The 16,118-nt window shown below is 66.1% G+C and carries 16 protein-coding genes; 8 read left to right on the forward strand and 8 right to left on the reverse strand.

The features are described 5' to 3' along the window. Positions 1-50: 50 nt before the first annotated feature. From AC5JDC_RS20620 to AC5JDC_RS20645, 6 genes are all read left to right on the forward strand, one after another. Positions 51-1,049 carry a sulfate ABC transporter substrate-binding protein gene (locus tag AC5JDC_RS20620; protein WP_495844159.1) on the forward strand — a complete coding sequence of 333 codons (999 nt, stop codon included), beginning with the start codon at positions 51-53 and terminating at the stop codon, positions 1,047-1,049. Positions 1,050-1,378: 329 nt separating this feature from the next. Continuing rightward, a complete protein-coding gene (gene cysT, locus AC5JDC_RS20625; RefSeq protein ID WP_495844161.1) occupies positions 1,379-2,203 on the forward strand; it encodes a sulfate ABC transporter permease subunit CysT in 825 nt (274 codons plus the stop codon). A gap of 1 nt (position 2,204) precedes the next feature. Next, complete coding sequence (gene cysW, locus AC5JDC_RS20630; protein WP_495844163.1) at positions 2,205-3,089, forward strand: sulfate ABC transporter permease subunit CysW; 885 nt, start codon at positions 2,205-2,207, stop codon at positions 3,087-3,089. Then, positions 3,086-4,105 carry a sulfate/molybdate ABC transporter ATP-binding protein gene (locus tag AC5JDC_RS20635; protein WP_495844165.1) on the forward strand — a complete coding sequence of 340 codons (1,020 nt, stop codon included), beginning with the start codon at positions 3,086-3,088 and terminating at the stop codon, positions 4,103-4,105. Before cysW ends, AC5JDC_RS20635 begins: the two co-directional genes overlap by 4 nt. Before the next feature lie 285 nt (positions 4,106-4,390). Next, positions 4,391-4,840, forward strand: a complete 450-nt coding sequence (locus AC5JDC_RS20640; protein WP_495844167.1) for an RrF2 family transcriptional regulator — start codon at positions 4,391-4,393, stop codon at positions 4,838-4,840. Positions 4,841-5,084: 244 nt separating this feature from the next. Beyond that, the gene (locus AC5JDC_RS20645) at positions 5,085-6,437 is read left to right on the forward strand and encodes an FAD/NAD(P)-binding protein (protein WP_495844169.1); all 1,353 of its coding nucleotides are present in this window, start codon (positions 5,085-5,087) and stop codon (positions 6,435-6,437) included. Positions 6,438-6,518: 81 nt separating this feature from the next. Here AC5JDC_RS20645 and AC5JDC_RS20650 read toward each other — a convergent pair whose 3' ends face one another. The 4 genes from AC5JDC_RS20650 to AC5JDC_RS20665 form a co-directional block, all read right to left on the reverse strand. Next, positions 6,519-7,487 carry an LLM class flavin-dependent oxidoreductase gene (locus AC5JDC_RS20650; protein ID WP_495844171.1) on the reverse strand — a complete coding sequence of 323 codons (969 nt, stop codon included), beginning with the start codon at positions 7,485-7,487 and terminating at the stop codon, positions 6,519-6,521. A 103-nt stretch (positions 7,488-7,590) separates the two neighbouring features. Then, positions 7,591-7,743 (reverse strand): hypothetical protein, encoded by a 153-nt coding sequence (locus AC5JDC_RS20655; protein ID WP_165816035.1) that lies wholly within the window; start codon positions 7,741-7,743, stop codon positions 7,591-7,593. A gap of 113 nt (positions 7,744-7,856) precedes the next feature. Further along, on the reverse strand, positions 7,857-8,186 hold the full coding sequence (locus tag AC5JDC_RS20660; protein WP_495844173.1) for a BRA0787 family protein: 330 nt from the start codon (positions 8,184-8,186) through the stop codon (positions 7,857-7,859). Between the two features lie 104 nt (positions 8,187-8,290). Beyond that, positions 8,291-8,449 carry a hypothetical protein gene (locus AC5JDC_RS20665; protein WP_495844175.1) on the reverse strand — a complete coding sequence of 53 codons (159 nt, stop codon included), beginning with the start codon at positions 8,447-8,449 and terminating at the stop codon, positions 8,291-8,293. A 431-nt stretch (positions 8,450-8,880) separates the two neighbouring features. Between AC5JDC_RS20665 and AC5JDC_RS20670 the strand changes: the two genes are divergently transcribed. Together AC5JDC_RS20670 and AC5JDC_RS20675 are read left to right on the forward strand one after the other, a co-directional pair. Continuing rightward, positions 8,881-10,305, forward strand: a complete 1,425-nt coding sequence (locus tag AC5JDC_RS20670) for a pyridoxal-phosphate dependent enzyme (protein WP_495844177.1) — start codon at positions 8,881-8,883, stop codon at positions 10,303-10,305. Beyond that, the gene (locus tag AC5JDC_RS20675) at positions 10,302-11,471 is read left to right on the forward strand and encodes a cystathionine gamma-synthase (RefSeq protein WP_495844179.1); all 1,170 of its coding nucleotides are present in this window, start codon (positions 10,302-10,304) and stop codon (positions 11,469-11,471) included. The genes AC5JDC_RS20670 and AC5JDC_RS20675 overlap by 4 nt, the downstream gene beginning before the upstream one ends. Before the next feature lie 33 nt (positions 11,472-11,504). On the opposite strand, the gene AC5JDC_RS20680 is transcribed toward AC5JDC_RS20675, so the two are convergent. The 4 genes from AC5JDC_RS20680 to AC5JDC_RS20695 all read right to left on the reverse strand — a co-directional run bounded on the left by AC5JDC_RS20680 (position 11,505) and on the right by AC5JDC_RS20695 (position 16,020). Beyond that, on the reverse strand, positions 11,505-11,942 hold the full coding sequence (locus AC5JDC_RS20680) for a DUF1489 family protein (RefSeq protein ID WP_495844181.1): 438 nt from the start codon (positions 11,940-11,942) through the stop codon (positions 11,505-11,507). 180 nt (positions 11,943-12,122) lie between these two features. Continuing rightward, complete coding sequence (locus tag AC5JDC_RS20685) at positions 12,123-12,920, reverse strand: FAD binding domain-containing protein (RefSeq protein ID WP_495844183.1); 798 nt, start codon at positions 12,918-12,920, stop codon at positions 12,123-12,125. A gap of 123 nt (positions 12,921-13,043) precedes the next feature. Then, on the reverse strand, positions 13,044-15,395 hold the full coding sequence (locus AC5JDC_RS20690; RefSeq protein ID WP_495844185.1) for a xanthine dehydrogenase family protein molybdopterin-binding subunit: 2,352 nt from the start codon (positions 15,393-15,395) through the stop codon (positions 13,044-13,046). A 130-nt stretch (positions 15,396-15,525) separates the two neighbouring features. Continuing rightward, a complete protein-coding gene (locus AC5JDC_RS20695) occupies positions 15,526-16,020 on the reverse strand; it encodes a (2Fe-2S)-binding protein (RefSeq protein ID WP_106771862.1) in 495 nt (164 codons plus the stop codon). Positions 16,021-16,118: the final 98 nt, after the last annotated feature.

The following is a 16,118-nucleotide window of genomic DNA, read 5'->3' on the forward strand; positions in this document are numbered from 1 at the left end:
TGGGCATTATTTTTGGCATCCTCAGGCAACACCCTCTTCCGGAGACATCCATGAAACGCCTATTGCTCCTCGGCGCCGCCCTAGCCTTGCTCGCCGGCCCGGCCAGCGCGCAATCGGCGGACAAGATCCTCAACGCCTCCTACGACGTGGCACGCGAGCTGTTCGAGGACGTCAATGCCGCCTTCGTGCCGAAATACAAGGCCGACACCGGCAAGGACGTCACCGTCGACCAGTCGCATGCCGGCACATCGAAACAGGCCCGGGCCATCGTCGAGGGTCTGGAGGCCGACGTCGTCACCTTCAACCAGGTCACCGACATCGACTTCCTGGTCAAGAACGGTTTTGTCTCCGACGATTGGCAGGCCGATTTCGCCAGCAACGCCTCGCCCTTCTATTCGCTGCCGTCCTTCCTGGTGCGCGCCGGCAACCCGAAGAACGTCAAGGACTGGAGCGACCTCGTGCGCGACGACGTGCAGGTGATCTTCCCCAACCCGAAGACCTCCGGCAACGCCCGCTACACCTATCTCGCCGCCACCGCCTACGCCCGCGAGGCCTTCAACGGCGACGAGGCCAAGGTGAAGGAATTTGTCACGAAACTCTTCGACAACGTGCCGGTGTTCGACACCGGCGGCCGCGCCGCCACCACCACCTTCGTCGAGCGCGAGATCGGCGACGTGCTGATCACCTTCGAATCCGAGACCACCGGCATCCGCAAGGAGTTCGGCGAGGACAAGTTCGAGACGGTCACGCCCTCGGTCAGCCTGCTCGCCGAGTTCCCGGTCGCCATCGTCGACAAGGTGGTCGACAAGCGCGGCTCACGCGACCTGGCGAAGGGCTATCTCGACTTCCTTTATACGCCCGAGGGCCAGAAGATCGCCGCCGAGAACGGCAACCGCGTGCGCGACGAGACGGTGGCGGCGGAGTTCAAGGCGACCTTCCCGGAAGTCCGTCTGGTGACCGTCGAGGACGTGTTCGGCGGCTGGCCGAAGGTCCAGGAGGAGCATTTCGCTTCCGGCGGCCTGCTCGACCAGATCTACGGCGAGCGTTGACCTGACGCGTCGTTTCGGCTTGATGGCCGGCGGGCCTCCTGGGCCCGCCGGTTTTTTGCTTTCCAAAGATCAGAATTGAAGCACGTGCCCCTTCGCCCCCCCCTTTGTCCTGAGCTTGTCGAATGGTCCGGACATCTCCCCCGCAGGCGGGGAGACTGGCAGCTTCGCTCTGCTCGCCTGATCCCTAAGGTTGGTGACTGGCGAAACCAAGGCGGTCGTCCAATCTCCCCCCTTGCGGGGGAGATGTCCGGCAGGACAGAGGGGGGTGCGAAGGAAGCCGACGCTTCAGCAGCTGCCACTAGTGCCTGCTCAACAAGCGGAGTCACGAATTGACCCGCCGCCGCGTCCTCCCCGGCCTGCGCCTGTCGCTCGGCGTCACGCTGTTTTATGTCTGCCTGATCGTGGTGCTGCCGCTTGGCGCTCTGGTATTTCACGCCGCCAGCCTTGGCCCGGAGGACTACTGGCGGGTCGTGTCGTCGGCCCGCGCGGTCGCCAGCTATCGCGTCACTGTGCTGTCGGCGCTCGCCGCCACCGCCTTCAACCTCGTCTTCGGCCTGGCGCTGGCCTGGGTGCTCGTGCGCTACCAGTTTCCGGGCAAGCGGCTGGTCGATGCCATCGTCGACCTGCCCTTCGCGCTGCCGACCGCCGTTGCCGGCATCGCGTTGACCGCGCTGTTCGCCCCGAACGGCTGGTTCGGCTCGGTGCTGGCCGAGACCGGCGTCAAGGTCGCCTACACGCCGCTCGGCATCATGATCGCCATGTCCTTCACCAGCCTGCCCTTCATCGTGCGCACGGTGCAGCCGGTGCTCGAAGACCTCGACCCGACGCTGGAGGAGGCCGGGCAGACGCTCGGCGGCTCCGACCGCTCGATCTTCCTGCGCGTGATCCTGCCGCTGCTGATGCCCGCTTTGCTCGCCGGCCTGTCGCTCTCCTTCGCCCGCAGCCTCGGCGAATTCGGCGCCGTCATCTTCATCGCCGGCAACCAGCCGATGTCGACGGAGATCACCGCGCTGCTCACCTTCATCCGGCTGGAGGAATACGACTACCAGGCGGCGGCGGCGATCGCCTCGGTGCTCCTGATCACCGCCTTCGTCATGCTGGCCTTCACCAACCTCCTGCAGGCGCGCGCCCTGCGCTACACGGCGAGGAGCTGACATGCAGCGAGGAAAGCGCCCTCCCCGCGTCGGCGACAACCCGGCGATCCGGCGCACGCTCATCGCCTTCGTGCTCGTCCTCGGCGCCCTGCTCGTCCTGGCGCCGCTCGTCGTCATCTTCACCCAGGCCTTTTCGCTCGGCCTCGCCGGCTTCGCCCGCACGATCGGCCATCCCGACACCCGCCACGCCATCATGCTGACCGTCGTGACGGCGCTGATAGCCGTGCCGGTCAACACCGTCTTCGGCATCGCCGCCGCTTGGGCGATCACCAAATTCGACTTCTGGGGCCGCCGCTTCCTGCTGGTGGTGATCGAGATCCCGTTCTCGGTCTCGCCCATCGTTGCCGGTGTCGCCTATCTGTTCGTCTACGGCCTGCAGGGCGTATTCGGCCCGATGCTGGACGCCGCCGGCATCAAGATCCTGTTCGCGCTGCCCGGCATCGTGCTCGCTTCCATGTTCGTCACCGCGCCCTTCGTGGTGCGCGAGCTGGTGCCGCTGATGCAGGCGCAGGGGCGCGACCTGGAGGAGGCCGCCACCTCGCTCGGCGCGTCGGGCTGGCGCACCTTCTTCTCGGTCACGCTGCCCAACATCCGCTGGGCGCTGCTCTACGGCGTGGTGCTGTGCAACGCCCGCGTCATGGGCGAGTTCGGCGCGGTCTCGGTCGTGTCCGGCAACATCCGCGGCCAGACCAATACGCTGCCCCTGCATGTCGAGCTGCTCTACCACGACTACCAGACGGCCGGCGCCTTCGCCGCCGCCGCCATCCTGACCGTGCTCGCCATCGTCACCATAGCCGCCAAAGTGCTGCTGGAGCGCCAGGGCGCCGGCCGCGCCAGCCGCCCGGCGCTCGCCGCGCCGAACGCCGCTCCGGGGAATGCGAAATGAATATCCGCCTCGACGAGGTCGTGAAGACCTTCGACACCTTCCGCGCCGTCCATGGCGTGTCGCTCGACATCGAGAGCGGCGAGCTGGTGGCGCTGCTTGGGCCGTCCGGTTCGGGCAAGACCACGATCCTGCGCATGGTCGCCGGGCTCGAATATGCCGACGGCGGCCGCATCCTGTTCGGCGAGCACGACGCCACCGACATTCCGGTGCGCGACCGCGGCGTCGGCTTCGTCTTCCAGCACTACGCGCTGTTTCCGCATATGACGGTGGCCGAAAACATCGGCTTCGGCATGAAGGTCTCGAAGGTGCGGCGCACGAAGGCCGAGGTCGCCGGGCGCGTCGCCGATTTGCTCAGGCTGGTGAAGCTGGAAGGTCTCGGCGACCGTTTCCCCACCCAGATCTCCGGTGGCCAGCGCCAGCGCGTGGCGCTCGCAAGAGCATTGGCTGTCGACCCGAAAGTGCTGCTGCTGGACGAGCCGTTCGGCGCGCTCGACGCCAATGTGCGCCGGGACCTCCGCCGCTGGCTGCGCGAGATCCATGACGAGCTCGGCATCACCACGCTGTTCGTCACCCATGACCAGGAGGAAGCGCTCGACCTCGCCGACCGAGTCGTCATCCTCAACGAGGGCAGGATCGTCCAGCAGGGCACGCCCGAAGAAGTCTGCCGCGCGCCGGCCACCGCCTTCGTGATGAAGTTCCTCGGCGACACCAACCGCCTGCGCGCCACCGTCAAGGATGGCATCGCCTCGCTCGACGGCCTGACGCTCGACGCCGCCGGCTGTCCCGACGGCCCGGCCGACATCTATCTGCGTCCCGGCGACCTCGAATGGACCAGCGAGGGCGACGGCGTCGCAGCCACGGTTTCGCGCGTCATCGACAGGCCGGACGGCCGCCGCCTGTCTGTCCGTACCGGAAGTGGTGAAACGGCTGAGCTCGACGTGCCGCCGGAAACCGTCGTCGCGGCGGGCGACCGCGGCGTTCTGCGGGTGGTGCGCATGCGGGTTTTCGCGGCTTGAAGGCGAAGGAGCCTGCTGGCGTGCTTCCCTAATCCTATTTTTTCTATAGACTTTGCCTGCACCCTTGGACCGTCCCGCCACGAGGCCGAACGCCGCCAATGAAGCCGTTTTTGCTCGAAAACGTCGAGAGTCGACATGGATATTTCCGGATTCGTCGTAGAAATGACGAAAAATCAACGCATTTGCACTTGTTTATAGACTCACTCAAAATTACTCGGGGCGGATGCGAGCCCTTCCCGCATACGCATCGGGCTTTCTCAGGCAACACAAAGAAACCGCAGAAAAATGCTCACCAAGAAAGGCAAGTACGGGCTGAAGGCTCTCATCCACCTGTCGCAGATACCCGAGGGCCGGCTGGCATTCGTCAACGACATCGCCAAGACGAACAACATCCCGAAGAAGTTCCTCGACGCCATCCTCGGCGAGCTGCGCAACGCCGGCTTCGTGCAGAGCCGCAAGGGCAAGGACGGCGGCTACCGGCTGTCCCGGCCGGCCGCCGAGATCCGGATTGGCCACGTCATCCGCGTGCTCGACGGTCCGCTGGCGCCCATCCCCTGCGCCAGTCACACGCAGTACCAGCGCTGCGAGGATTGCGACGAGGCGACCTGCCAGGTCCGGCACATGATGCTGGAGGTGCGCCACGCCATTGCCTCGGTGCTGGACAACCGCAGCCTCGAGCAGATGCGCGACGCTGCCAACGACGACGTCGCGGCGCTGCTGAAGTATCAGGCCTGAGGCCGCCGCTCGCCGGCCGGGCGATCGCACTTCAGTCCACCCCCACCCCTAATCCCTCCCCGCAAGGGGGAGGGGAATCGTGCCGCGCCTCTGCCAGACGCCAATCGGCGGCGATTTCGCCCGGTATAGCGGCCGCAAAGTTCCCCTCCCCCTTGTGGGGAGGGGTTAGGGGTGGGGGTGCGAGGCCCCCGAACTCCTCGCCGCTTGCGACACGCGACTGCCCTCCCCCTTACGGGGCGCGCGCGTGAGCGGTCGGCAGCGCTCCTCGATCGCCATCGTCGGCGGCGGAGCCAGCGGCGTGCTGCTCACCGCGCATCTGCTCAGGTCGCCGCAGCCCGACCTGCGCGTCACCCTGATCGAGAAGGCGCCGACCTTCGGACGCGGGCGGGCCTATTCGACCACGTTACCCGACCATGTCCTCAACGTCAGCGCCCTCGGCATGAGCGCCTATGCCGACGACCCCGAGCATTTTTGGCGCTGGGTGCGCGAAAACGGCATCGTCACCGACGGCAATCCCGCCGTCTACCTGCCGCGCGCCATCTATGGGCGGTATCTGGAGGAACTGCTGGCCGACATTGTCCAACGCGAGGGCGACCGGCTGCGGGTGGTGCGGGAAACCTGCGCAGGGCTCATGCCGACAGCCTCCGGCGTCGACGTGCAGCTGGCGAACGGCACCAGCATCGCCTGCCACGCCGCGGTGCTGGCCGTCGGCCACGACGAGGAGCCGTCTCCCGAGCATCCGCTCTCCGTTCGCGTCGATTCGCCCGCCGACACGCCGCTCGACAGCCAGGCGCGTGTGCTCATCCTCGGCACCGGTCTCAGCATGGTCGACGCATGGCTGACGCTGCAGCATCGCGGCCATCGCGGTGAGGTCGTCGCGGTCTCGCGCCGCGGGCTGCTGCCCTCGCCGCACCGCAAGGGCAAGCCGATCCGCCTCGACATCGCCGACGTGCCTCTCGGCACCGAGCTGTCCTATTTCGTCGGCTGGCTGCGCGACCTCATCCGCGCGACCCAAAGGGCCGGCGGCGACTGGCGCGACGTTCTCGACGGCCTGCGCCCGTTCAACCAGAGCGTCTGGCAGAGCTGGCCGGCTTCGGCGAAGCGCCGCTTCCTCGAGCACACGAAGGCCTGGTGGGACATCCATCGCCACCGCATGGCGCCGGCAATCCATATGCGCATCGACGCGGCGGTGAGGAGCGGACGCATCCGCCTCGTGGCGGCGCGCGTCGAGAGCATGACGAAACACGATGGCCGTATCGCGGTGGCGCTGCAGCATCGCCATTCGCGGGCGCCCGAGACCATCGAAGCCGACCGCGTCTACGACTGCACCGGGATCGTCAAGGATCTGTCCGCCGGCTCGATCGCGGTGGTGCGTGCGCTGATCGACCGCGGCCTGGCACGCCCCGACGCGCTAAAACTCGGCCTCGACGTGACCGATGGCTGCGCCGTCATCGCCGACAACGGCTCGGCGTCGGACAAGCTGTTCGCCGTTGGCCCGCTGACCCGCGGTACCTTCTTCGAGATCGAGGCGATCCCTGACATCCGCACGCAATGCGCCGGGCTTGCGAGGACATTGCTCGGGCACGCCGGGACCTGACGGCGGCAGACGACGCCGATCGCCGCGTTACGACAAGGGCCGGCGTCTGGCGCCGGCTCTCCATCGGTGAAGCGTATCCGTTCAGTGATGCCGCAACAGGTCCGGCGCCGACAGCCCGGCCGACAGGACGGGGCGGAAGGGACGGCCTGGCCATGCCACCTCGGGCGAAAGCCGCCGCTCGGCGGCATCCCTGATGGCGGGCGCGATCCGGTCGCCGAAGGCGGCGATCGTCTCCACCGTGTTCAGATCATGGATCATCAGCTCCGAGACGCCGAGCGATGCGTAAGGCAGAAGCGCTTGCGCAAGCCGCTCGGGCGAGCCGGCCCGGATGGCGGCGTCCATTGCATCGTCGGCTGTCCCGCCGTGCTGCCAATGCCGCAGGCTGAGCGGCAGGGCGAAGCCGACCTTGCCCGCCCGCCCCCGCTCGGCCGCGGCGGCCAGCACGCGTCCGATCACATGCCGGAGCTGATCGGGCGCCCCGTAGGGCAGCTCGAAGACGTCGGCATGGCGACCGGCGACGCGGAAGGCGGTGCCCGACAGGCCGTTCATGCGCACCGGTATGTCGGCGCCGCGCGGCCCCTTGCGCGGCACGAAACCGGCACGCAGGCTGTAGGCCGGCCCCTCGTGATCGAAGGGCGAGGCGTTCGACCACAGGCGTTTCAGCAGCACCAGATATTCATCCGTCCGGGCCAGTGCCTCGACATGCGTGGCGGCATCGATATCCCCACCAGCCGTCATCCGCAGCGCCAGCCTGCCGCCGCTGATGGCATCCAACGCCGCCAGCTGGCGCGCCGCAACGGCCGGCTCTATATCGCCGGCCCAGTGTGTCAGGGCGATGTCGATCCCGCCGGAGGCCCGGACCGCTTCGGCGGCGATGTCCATGTTGGTCAGCAGCCCGCCGGCGTCGTCGACGACCAGCCGCGAGAATCCGGCACGCTCGATCGCGGCGATCCGCTGCTCGGCGTCGTGGGCATCGAAGAAGAAGGACGTCACGACACCTCCGCTGACGGCGCGAGACGGACCGGCGACATGGGAAAATGCGAGTTGCATGGGACACTCCTTCGCCTTCCGCGCGCCAGCCGGCGCGAACGGTCAGTCAGAAACGCGAGCGGATTGTTCCGGGTATCCGGTTGGAAGCGGCCGGACGGCCGCTTCAGGCAACGAAGCCGAGCACCAGGGCCGCGGCGAAGGCCACCGCTGCGAGGAACACGGCGTGCGCCGCTACCGAAGCCAACGAGGAGCCGGCCGAGGCATTCTGGGAGCGCGACGCGGAGCGGGTTTCGGACAGGTTTTGAGTGTGAGCCACGGCAACCTCCTCTTTCCCTTTAGTCTATAAAATAAGTAGATTTGGTCGATTCCGAATTTTGCAGAGAAAGAGGAACATCATCCCTCTTCAGCCGAAGAAATTGGAACCGCATTTCAATTTCCGTCTCCGCGCAGCCGTTCCACGCAAACAGCCCGCATCAGGAAGGCGGCCTGCGCATAGGTGGCCGCGTCGTCGTCAAGCTCGGCTGCGCGCTCGCCGAGAACGATCTTGACCGAATCCAGTGTGCTGACCGGCAGGATATCGGTACAGGTGCGCATGCGGCCGAAGACGGAGCTGATCGGCACCGCCTTGCCGTCGAGATCGACGGCCGGCTCGCCGACATCGAAATTCCAGTCCTCATAGGCATCCAGAGCCTCCTGGAAGGCGAGGTGAAGAAAGATCGGCGCATGGCCTTCGTACAGCGGGGGAAGAACTCGGGTCATGGCATGGCTCCTCTGGCCGATTTCGCTTTCTGGCGCAATCGCGGCCGAACAGGCCGCTCAAGGCTCGACTGTCGAAAGGGTTGCGGGTGGGGCTTTTGAGCGGCTCACCAATGGCCGTTCATGCACCAGCCCCAATAGAACGACTCATCACGCGTCAGACGATCCTTGTCGTCAGGCGCGGTGCGGCTGTCTGCTTGGGTCTGGCGGGCCGGCGAAAGAAAGGCCCGCAGGCGGTCGATCAGCGACCGGACTTTCTGTGTCATCGTCAACTCCTCCCCATGCGATTGCGGACGGTTGGCAGAACGGCACGTCTGTCACGGATTATGACTCCTGATTTCAGGATGTCAACAATGTCTACTAGAATTATAGATTAATGAATCGAAGCAATGACTTAACGTCTGATGCCGCTGTGGATGGCATCGCCCGAGCCGCGGCGGGCTTGCTGCTCGCCTCGAAAATCCATTGGAAGCCGGTAGAATCTTCCTGAAAATGGGTGGTTTTCTCACGGCATTGAAACATAAATCCCGAATTCGGTCGAATAATAGTGAATGCTGCCTTCTTCGGAACAAGCCGCTTGTGAGATGAGGGCGGCCGGCAACGCGATGCCGGTCATGCGCGTTTGCTGATAAGCTCCAACACGGTGAATCGCTCCCGGCGCAGTGCCGGGCGTTCGGCCGGCAACAGGGAGGCAGGAATGAGCGTCCATGCGGTATCGGCATCAGACGGTAACAAGGGGCGGCTCAGGCCACCTTACAGCTCCGTCCTCGACCTGATCGGCGAGACGCCCGTCGTCGAACTCACACGTTTCGATACCGGCAAGTGCCGGTTGTTCGTCAAGCTGGAGAGCCAGAACCCCGGCGGCTCGATCAAGGACCGCATCGCGCTATCGATGATCGCCGACGCCGAGCGCTATGGAAGGCTGGCGCCGGGCGGCACCATCGTCGAGGCCACCGCCGGCAACACCGGGCTCGGTCTCGCCCAGGTCGGCATCCCCAAGGGTTATCGCATCGTGCTGGTCGTTCCCGACAAGATGTCGCGCGAGAAGATCCAGCATCTTAGGGCGCTCGGCGCCGAAGTGCGGCTGACCCGCTCCGACGTCGGCAAGGGCCATCCCGAATATTACCAGGACATGGCGGAAAAGATCGCCGCCGACACGCGCGGCGCCTTCTACGTCAACCAGTTCGCCAATCCGGCCAATCCGCTGGCGCATGAGACGACCACCGGGCCTGAGATCTGGAGCCAGCTCGGCGAGAAGGTCGATGCCGTGGTGGTCGGCGTCGGCTCCGGCGGCACGCTGACGGGGCTCGGACGCTTCTTCGCGAAGGTCTCGCCCAAGACGGAGATGGTGCTGGCCGACCCCGTGGGATCGGTGCTCGCGCCCTACGTCAAGACCGGCGAGCTCGGCCAAGCCGGTAGCTGGACGGTGGAAGGCATCGGCGAGGACTTCATTCCGCCCAACTGCGACCTTTCCCTCGTCAAGAAGGCCTATTCGATCACCGACAAGCACAGCATGCTGGCGGTGCGCGACCTCTTGTCCAGGGAGGGCATCCTCGCCGGCTCCTCGTCCGGCACGCTGCTCGCCGCCGCCCTGCGCTACTGCCGCGAGCAGACCGCGCCGAAGCGCGTCGTCACCTTCGTGTGCGACAGCGGCAACAAATATCTGTCGAAGGTGTTCGACGATTTCTGGCTGGCCGAACAGGGCCTTGCGGAGCGCGAGCAGCATGGCGACCTGCGCGACATCGTCGCCCGCTCGCATCGCGAGGGCGGTACAGTCTTCGTCGGGCCGCAGGACACGCTGCTCACCGCCTATGGCCGTATGCGCCGCGGCGACGTCTCGCAGCTGCCGGTGCTCGACGACGGAAGGCTGGTCGGCATCGTCGACGAGAGCGACATTCTTGCCGTGCTGGAAGGCCCCTACGAAGGCCGCTGGGACCGCTTCAGCGCGCCCGTCAGTTCGGCGATGACCGCCGACCTGCACACGCTGCAGGCAAGCCAGACGCTCGACGCGCTGCTGCCGGTATTCGAGCGCAACGAGGTGGCGATCGTCTTCGACGGCGACGAATTCTTCGGCCTCATCACGCGGGTCGATCTCATCAACCATCTGAGGCGCAATCGATGACCCTTGAGCGCAGGAACCGGCTGGCCTTCTCGACCCGCACCATCCATGGCGGCCAGAGCCACGATCCGACCACCGGCGCGGTGATGGTGCCGATCTACGCCACCTCCACCTACGGCCAGCAGAGCCCGGGCGTGCACAAGGGTTTCGAATACGCCCGCAGCCAGAACCCGACACGCTTCGCCTTCGAGCGCGCCGTGGCCGATCTCGAAAGCGGCACCGCCGCCTTCGCCTTCGCATCGGGCCTTGCGGCGATCGGCACGGTGCTGGAGCTGTTCGATTCGGGCGCCCACATCGTCGCCACCGACGACATCTATGGCGGCACCTTCCGGCTGTTGGAGCGGGTGAGAAAGCGCTCGGCCGGATTGCAAACCAGCTTCGTCGACTTCACCGACCTCGCCGCCGTCGAGGCGGCGATCCGGCCGGAGACGAAGCTGCTGTGGGTGGAGACCCCGACCAACCCGCTGCTCAGGGTCGTCGACCTCGAAGCCGTGGCGGCGCTCGCCCGCCGCAAGGGGCTGCTGTCAGTCGCCGACAACACCTTCTGCAGCCCCTACCTGCAACGGCCGCTGGAGCTCGGCATCGACATCGTCGTGCATTCGACGACGAAATACCTCAACGGCCATTCGGACATGGTCGGCGGCGTGGCGGTGGTGGGTGACAACCGCGACCTCGCCGACCGGCTGAAATTTTTGCAGAACGCGGTCGGCGCCATTTCCGGGCCGTTCGACAGCTTTCTGGCACTGCGCGGCCTCAAGACGCTGGCGCTGCGCATGGAGCGGCACTCCGCCAACGGCGAAAAGATCGCGCTCTGGCTGGAAGGCCGCGGCGACGTGCGCCGCGTCCTCTATCCCGGCCTCGCCAGCCACCCGCAGCATGAAATCGCCAGGCGACAGATGCACGCCTTCGGCGGCATGATCTCGGTCGAGCTCGACCGCGACCTCGCCGGCACCAAGCGCTTCCTCGAGCACACGCACCTGTTCACGCTGGCCGAAAGCCTCGGCGGTGTGGAAAGCCTGATCGAGCACCCTGCCCTGATGACGCACGGCTCGATCCCGCCCGAGCAGCGCGCGGCCATCGGCATCTCCGATTCGCTGGTGCGGCTGTCGGCCGGCATCGAGGACGGCGACGACCTTATCGCCGATCTGGAGCAGGCGCTGAAGGCGTAACGATCGGAAGCGTTCGTCGCGTTCGCGGTGGCGCTAGAGAAGCCCGAGCTCGGCCAGCTCCTGCCGCAGCTTCGGCGGCATCTCCATCAGGCCCGGCCCGCCCCTGCCGAGATCGGCCGGCGCGTCCGCCTGCTTCAGGTAGCGCCAGCCCTGGAAGGCGCGGCGCGGCTGCCATTGCGTGCGCTCCACCTTCGGATCGAGGACTAGATGACAACGGCCGATGCCGTCGGCATCCACGAACGGGCGGATGTCGAGCAGGCGCTGGCGGCATTGCACCTGCGCCTTGATCACCCAGTAGAGCGAGCCGCCGTCGACGAGTTCCGCCGTGCGGCTCGGCACCATCCGGGTCGTGTGCCACTGTTCCACAGGCTCGCCGGCGCGGCGCCTTTCATCGAGCCGGAAGGCGATCCATTCCTCCAGGTCCTCGACGCTGTCGCAGCCGACGCAGAGCTTTATGAGGTTGAGAGCCATGGATCGAAGGTTTAGCGTCCGCGCCGGCGGGGTCAACGGCCGCGATAGTTCTCCACAGGCTCGTCGCCTCCCGAAAGGCAGGCAAACGAATACAAGACCAGAGGCGCTGGTGGCACAATCCCTGCCCTCCCCGCGAAGAGGAGATTAAGCCGGCCGCGCCTGCCAGCGAGATGCGCTTTCCTACCCGTTCGCCGTCATCACCGCGCGCTTGGCCATGACCACGACGAGATTGGCCCGGTACTCCGCCGAGGCGTGCAGGTCGCTCATCAGGCCGTCGCTCGGCACCGACACGCCTTCAAGCGCGGCAGCCTCGAAGTTCTTGGCCAGCGCCGCCTCGATCGGCCTGGAGCGGAACACCCCGTCGTCGCCGGCCCCGGTCACGGCGGCACGCACGCCCTCCTTGCCGCTGGCGACGAACACCCCGGTCATGGCGTAGCGCGAGGCAGGGTTTGGGAATTTTGCGTAGCCGGCCTTGGCCGGAACCGTGAAGCGGACCGCCGTGACGATCTCGCCGTCCTTCAGTGCCGTCTCGAACAGGCCCTTGAAGAATTTGTCGGCGGCGAGTTCGCGCTTGGTGGTGACGATGGTGGCGTTCAGCGCCAGCATCGCCGCCGGGTAGTCGGCGGCGGGATCGTTGTTGGCGATCGAGCCGCCGATGGTGCCGCGATGGCGCACATGCGGGTCACCGATATGCGATGCAAGGTGGCAGATCGCCGGGCATGCTGCCTTGAGTTTTGCATTGTTGGCGACCTCGGCATGGGTCGTCGCCGCGCCGATGGTGACGCTCTTGCCCGACACGGTGATCCCCTTGAGCTCGGCGATGTGCGTCAGGTCGATCACGTCGGGTGGCGCGGCGAGCCGCGTCTTCATGGCGGGGATGAGCGTCATGCCGCCCGACAGGAACTTTGCCTCGTCCTTCTTGGCGAGCTTGGCCGCGTCGGAAAGCGAGGCGGCGCGGTGGTAGGTGACGGAATACATCGTGTTTCTCCCTTCGGGAGAGAGCGAATAGGGAATAGGGAGTAGCGAATAGGGAATTGATCCTATAACGCCAGCGCCTTCTTTCAATATTCGCTACTCCCTATTCGCTATTCGCTTCTTCTCTCAATGCCTCGTCGCCGCGCGTGCCGCCGCCCACACCTTCTGCGGCGTCGCCGGCATGGTCAGGTTCTCGGTGCCGAGCGCGTCGGTGATGGCGTTGATGACCGCCGGCGGCGAACCGATGGCGCCGGCCTCGCCGCAGCCCTTGATGCCGAGCGGATTGCTCGGGCACGGCGTGTTCGAGGTCGACACCTTGAAGGACGGCAGGTCGTCGGCGCGCGGCATGGTGTAGTCCATGTAGCTCGCCGTCAGCAATTGCCCGCTGCCATCGTAGTAGGCGCCTTCCAGCAGCGCCTGGCCGACGCCCTGGGCGATGCCGCCATGCACCTGGCCTTCGACGATCATCGGATTGATGATGTTGCCGAAATCGTCGGCCGCCACGAACTGGACGATGTCGGTGCGGCCCGTTTCGGGATCGATCTCGACCTCGCAGATGTAGCAGCCCGCCGGGAAGGTGAAGTTGGACGGATCGTAGAAGGCGCCCTCCTTCAGGCCCGGCTCCATGCCGGCCGGCAAATTGTGGGCGGTGTAGGCGGCGAGCGCCAGCTGGAACCACGGCACCGTCTTGTCGGTGCCGGCGACCTTGAGCGCGCCGTTCTCGATGACGATGTCGCCCTCGTCGGCCTCCATCAGATGCGCGGCGATCTTCTTGGCCTTGGCCTCGACCTTGTCGAGCGCCTTGACGATCGCCGACATGCCGACCGCGCCGGAGCGCGAGCCGTAGGTGCCCATGCCCATCTGCACCTTGTCGGTGTCGCCGTGCACGATCGAGACGCTGTCGATCGGCACGCCAAAGCGATCCGAAACGAGCTGGGCGAAGGTGGTCTCATGGCCCTGGCCGTGGCTGTGCGAGCCGGTCAGCACCTCGATGGTGCCAACGGCGTTGACTCGCACTTCCGCTGATTCCCAGAGTCCGACGCCAGCCCCCAGCGAACCGACCGCCGCCGACGGGGCGATGCCGCAGGCCTCGATGTAGTTGGCCATGCCGATGCCGCGCAGCCTGCCGCGCTTCTTCGCCGCCGCCCGGCGCTTCTCGAAGCCGGCATAGTCGGCCGCCTGCATCGCGGCGTCCAGCGAGGCGGCATAGTCGCCGGCGTCGTAGTTCATGATCACCGGCGTCTGGTGCGGGAACTGGGTTATGAAGTTCTTGCGGCGCAGCTCGGCGGGCGACACGCCGAGTTCGCGCGCCGCGATCTCCATGGTGCGCTCCAGCAGATAGGTCGCCTCCGGCCGCCCCGCCCCGCGATAGGCGTCGACCGGCGCGGTGTTAGTGTAGACCGTGCGCACATTGGCATGGATGGCCGGGATGTCGTACTGGCCCGACAGCAGCGTGGCGTAGAGATAGGTAGGCACGCAGGACGAGAACAGCGACATGTAGGCGCCGAGATTGGCGATCGTGTCGACCTTGAGCCCAGTGATGCGGTTATCCTTGTCGAAAGCCATTTCGACTTCCGACACATGGTCGCGGCCATGCGCGTCGGTCAAAAAGCTCTCGGTACGGTCGGCCACCCATTTCACCGGCACGCCGGTCTTCTTCGACGCCCACAGGCAGACGATCTCTTCCGGATAGATGTAGATCTTCGAGCCGAAGCCGCCGCCGACGTCCGGCGCGATGACGCGCAGCTTGTTCTCCGGCGCGACATTGTAGAAGGCGCTCATGACGAGGCGCGCCACATGCGGGTTCTGCGAGGTGGTCCAGCAGGTGTAATGGTCCTCGCCGCGGTCATAGTGGCCGAGTGCTGCGCGCGGCTCCATGGCGTTGGGCACCAGCCGGTTGTTGTGGATCTTCACCCGTGTCACATGCGCGGCCGAGGCGATGGCCGCGTCCGCCGCCTTGGCATCGCCGATCTCCCAGTCGAAGATCAGGTTGCCCTCGGCCTCGGGGTGGATCTGCGGCGCGCCCTTCTTCAGCGCGTCGACCGCCTCGGTTACCGCCTTTTTCTCCTTGTAGGTGACATCGACGGCCTCGGCCGCGTCGCGCGCCTGGCCCTTGGTCTCGGCCACCACGATCGCCACCGCGTCGCCGACATAGCGCACCGAGCCGACTGCCAGCGGCGACCATGCGCCCATCTTCATCGGCGTGCCGTCCTTGGAATGGATCATCCAGCCGCAGATCAAATTGCCGATGCCGTCCGCCTTGAGCTCCTTGCCGGTCAACACGCCGATGACGCCCGGCATCGCCTTGGCCCTGGACACGTCGATCTTCTTGATGTCGGCATGGGCGTGCGGGCTGCGCACAAATGCCGCGTGCTTCATGCCGGGCACGACCATGTCGTCGACATAGCGGCCGGCGCCGGTGATGAAGCGCCTGTCCTCCTTGCGCGCAACGCGTGCGCCGATTCCCTCGATGCCCATTGGATGGTTTCCTCCCGAAATTCAGAAGCGAATAGGGAATAGCGAATAGCGAGTAGTGAAATGGCAGAAAGGCGGGCGGTACAGGAAAAATCCCTATTCCCTATTCGCTACTCCCTATTCGCTCTGTTCCCTATGCCGCCTTCGCCCTGCCCTTGCCCTTGGCCATCGCCTGCGAGGCCGCCAGGATCGACTTGACGATGTTGTGGTAGCCGGTGCAGCGGCAGATATTGCCTTCCAGCTCGGCCCGCACGGTCGCCTCGTCGAGGCCTTCCGGGTGACGGTTGATCATGTCGGTCGCCGCCATGATCATGCCCGGCGTGCAGAAGCCGCACTGCAATCCGTGATTCTCCTTGAAGGCGGCCTGCACCGGGTGCAGGCCGGTACCGTCGGAGAGCCCTTCGATGGTGACCACGGTGGAGCCGGAGGCCTGGGCGGCGAGCATGGTGCAGGACTTCACCGCCTTGCCGTCGACATGCACGACGCAGGCGCCGCATTGCGAGGTGTCGCAGCCCACATGCGTTCCGGTGAGCCCGAGATGCTCGCGGAGAAAATGCACCAGGAGCGTGCGGTCCTCGACCGCTGCGTTCACCTGGCGCCCGTTCACGGTTAGAGAAACGTCCGACATTCTGCCTGCCTCCCTCGGTAGGTATTTTTTCAGGGCACTCCGGGCACCCCCGTTCGTCGATCGCGGTGGCTCCCCGGCACATAGCCGGCAGCCGATAT

Source organism: Kumtagia sp., from assembly GCF_059502445.1.